We start from the raw sequence: 2,728 nt of genomic DNA on the forward strand, positions 1-2,728 counted from the left end.
GCCGGATCGGCCGGCCCCGCCTCCGCCGCCCCGGGCTCGACCCCGGCGTCGGGGGCGGCGGGCAGCCGGCGCGGCACGGCCGGCGGTCGCGGCGCGGCACCCGGCTCGGCCGGTACGGCGGGAAGCCACCCCCCGACCCGGATACCGGTCTGCGTGAGTTCGTCCTCAGCCACGACCCTCCCTCGGCCACCGGCACCAGCGGTCGCCCCGTGGGCCGCCGCAGGGAGAATGACACACGTCCCGAGCTCGGCGAAGCTGTCGACGCGAGGCATTTTCCCGACAGTGGGAGGTGCGTTCACCGCCGTTGTCGCCGCTCCAGCCCCCGGTCGGGATGCCAGGTCTCGATCACCAGGTGGTCCGGCGGGTCGCCGACCCGGGTCAGCACCACCTCGGTCAGCTCGATCCGGAACCGGTGCGAGCCGTCCTCCCCCGGCGGCTCCTCATGCGCCCGGCCGGCGATCTTCGCGTCGCCCTCCCAGGACGCCGGATCGTCCTCGGGGGCGTCCTCGGTCGGGCAGTGCAGCGCCACCCGGGGATCGCGCCGCAGGTCGAGCGCCTTGCGCGCGCCCGCCATGCTGCCCAGCCGGAGCTGGCCGTCGGTGTCGAAGTCGAACTCCGTACCGCTGATCCGGGGCGAGCCGTCCCGCCGCAGGGTCGCCATCGTGCCGTGCTTGCGGACCGCGAAGCGGGCGCGCACGCGCGCGGCGAAATCGGGTTCGGACGCCACCAGGTCGGGCCACCATGTCATGCCGGTCAGCGTGGCAGGAAAACCTGACAGCGTGCGGCGCCTTTCGGCCGCGGGTCAGCGGATCTCGAAGCCGAGCGCCTGGGCCAGCACGACGGCCTGCTCCGCGTCGACGATCGCGCCGGTCCGCTCGACGGCCGTCGGGTCCAGCGCGGTCAGGTCGCTGCCCCGCAGGTCGGCCCGGATCAGCTTGGCGGCGTGCCACTGCGCCCCGGACAGGTCGACGCCGGTGACGGTGGCGCCGGTCAGGTCCGCGCCGGTCAGGTCGACCTCGCGCATCCGGACGTCGGTGATCCGCACCCCGCGCAGGTCGGCGCCGGGCAGCGCCACGAACGACCAGTCGCCGCCGTCGATCCGCAGCGGGCGCAGGTCGCACTGGTCGAAGGTGCTGCCGACCAGCTTGCAGCCGGTGAACTCGGCCTCGAAGAGGTTGCACCGCTTGAAGGTGCAGCGGTTGAACGCGGTGTCGGTGTGCCGGGAGGCGTTGAAGGCCACGTTGCCGAAGACGCACTCGGTGAAGCTCGCCCCCTGGCTCACCGCCTCGGTGAGGTCGACGTGGAAGAACTCGCACCGGACGAAGTGCCGGTCGACCAACTCCTCGGCGTACCAGTCCTCGTGGCGGTAGGTGACGTCCTCGACGGTCTCCGGCATGTGGCTGAGATTAGTGGGGGCGGCCGACACTTCCCGCTCCGGCTACCGGGCGGTAGCGTCGGCCCGTGAACCTCGCAGTGAGCACGGACCCCGCTGACATCGGCTTCGACCCCACCCGACTGGCGCGGATCGACGAGCACTTCGGCAGGTACGTCGACGACGGCCGGCTCGCCGGCTGGCAGATCGTGGTGACCCGCCGGGGCGAGGTCGCCCACTCCTCGACGTACGGGCTGCGGGACCGGGAGGCCGGCACGCCGGTCGAGGCGGACACCCTCTGGCGCATCTACTCGATGACCAAGCCGATCACCTCGGTCGCGGCGATGATGCTGTGGGAGGAGGGCCGGTTCGAGCTGAACGACCCGATCAGCCGCTGGCTGCCGGAGTTCGCCGACGTCCGGGTCTACGACAAGGGCTCGGTGCTCAAGCCGTACACGGTGCCGGCGGTCGAGCCGATCCGGGTCTGGCACCTGCTCACCCACACCGCCGGCCTGACGTACGGCTTCGCCCAGGTCTCCGTGGTCGACGGCCTGTACCGCAAGGCGGGCTTCGACCTGGGCGTGCCGCCCGGCGCGGACCTGGCCGCGGCCTCGGCCGGGCTGGCGCAGCTGCCGCTGCTCTTCCAGCCGGGCACGAGCTGGAACTACGGCGTCTCCACCGACGTGCTGGGCCGGCTGGTCGAGGTGGTGTCCGGGCAGAGCCTGGACGCCTTCTTCACCGAGCGGATCCTGCGCCCGCTCGGCATGACCGACACCCGGTGGCGGGTCGACGAGCCGGAGGCCAAGCGGCTGGCCGCGCTCTACACCCCGCACCCGGCCACCGGCGCGGCGATCCGGGCCGACGGCATCGGCCGGGCCGCGCTGGCCGAGCCGAGCTGGTTCTCCGGCGGCGGCGGCCTGGTTTCCACCGCCGCCGACTACCACCGCTTCACCCAGTTCCTGCTGCGCGGCGGCGAGCTGGACGGGGTCCGCCTGCTGGGCCCCCGGACGCTGCGCTTCATGACCCGCAACCACCTGCCCGGCAACCGGGACCTGGCCTCGTTCTCGCCGGGCGGGTTCGCCGAGACGATCCTCGACGGCATCGGCTTCGGGCTCGGCTTCGCCGTGGTGCTGGACCCGGTGCCGTCCCGGGTGCCGAGCAGCGTGGGCGAGTACTACTGGGGCGGCCTGGCCAGCACCGCGTTCTGGGTGGACCCGGTGGAGGAGGTCACCGCCCTGCTGTTCACCCAACTCATGCCGTCGAGCACCCACCCGCTGCGCTCGCAGCTGCGCCAGCTCGTCTACTCCGCGCTGGTCGACTGAAGCGCGGGTGCGGGCGCGCCGCCCGGGTGGCGGC

The 2,728-nt window shown here is 73.3% G+C and carries 3 protein-coding genes; 1 reads left to right on the plus strand and 2 read right to left on the minus strand.

Annotated elements, in window-relative coordinates; genetic code table 11:
- Positions 1-295: 295 nt before the first annotated feature.
- Together ACWEVO_RS34485 and ACWEVO_RS34490 are read right to left on the minus strand one after the other, a co-directional pair.
- On the minus strand, positions 296-748 hold the full coding sequence (locus ACWEVO_RS34485; protein WP_452311603.1) for a pyridoxamine 5'-phosphate oxidase family protein: 453 nt from the start codon (positions 746-748) through the stop codon (positions 296-298).
- Between the two features lie 54 nt (positions 749-802).
- Positions 803-1,396 carry a pentapeptide repeat-containing protein gene (locus tag ACWEVO_RS34490; RefSeq protein ID WP_452311604.1) on the minus strand — a complete coding sequence of 198 codons (594 nt, stop codon included), beginning with the start codon at positions 1,394-1,396 and terminating at the stop codon, positions 803-805.
- Between the two features lie 65 nt (positions 1,397-1,461).
- On the opposite strand from ACWEVO_RS34490, the gene ACWEVO_RS34495 reads away from it, so the two are divergent.
- Positions 1,462-2,694 (plus strand): serine hydrolase domain-containing protein, encoded by a 1,233-nt coding sequence (locus tag ACWEVO_RS34495; RefSeq protein ID WP_452311605.1) that lies wholly within the window; start codon positions 1,462-1,464, stop codon positions 2,692-2,694.
- Positions 2,695-2,728: the final 34 nt, after the last annotated feature.

The organism is Micromonospora sp. NPDC003776 (assembly GCF_053605645.1).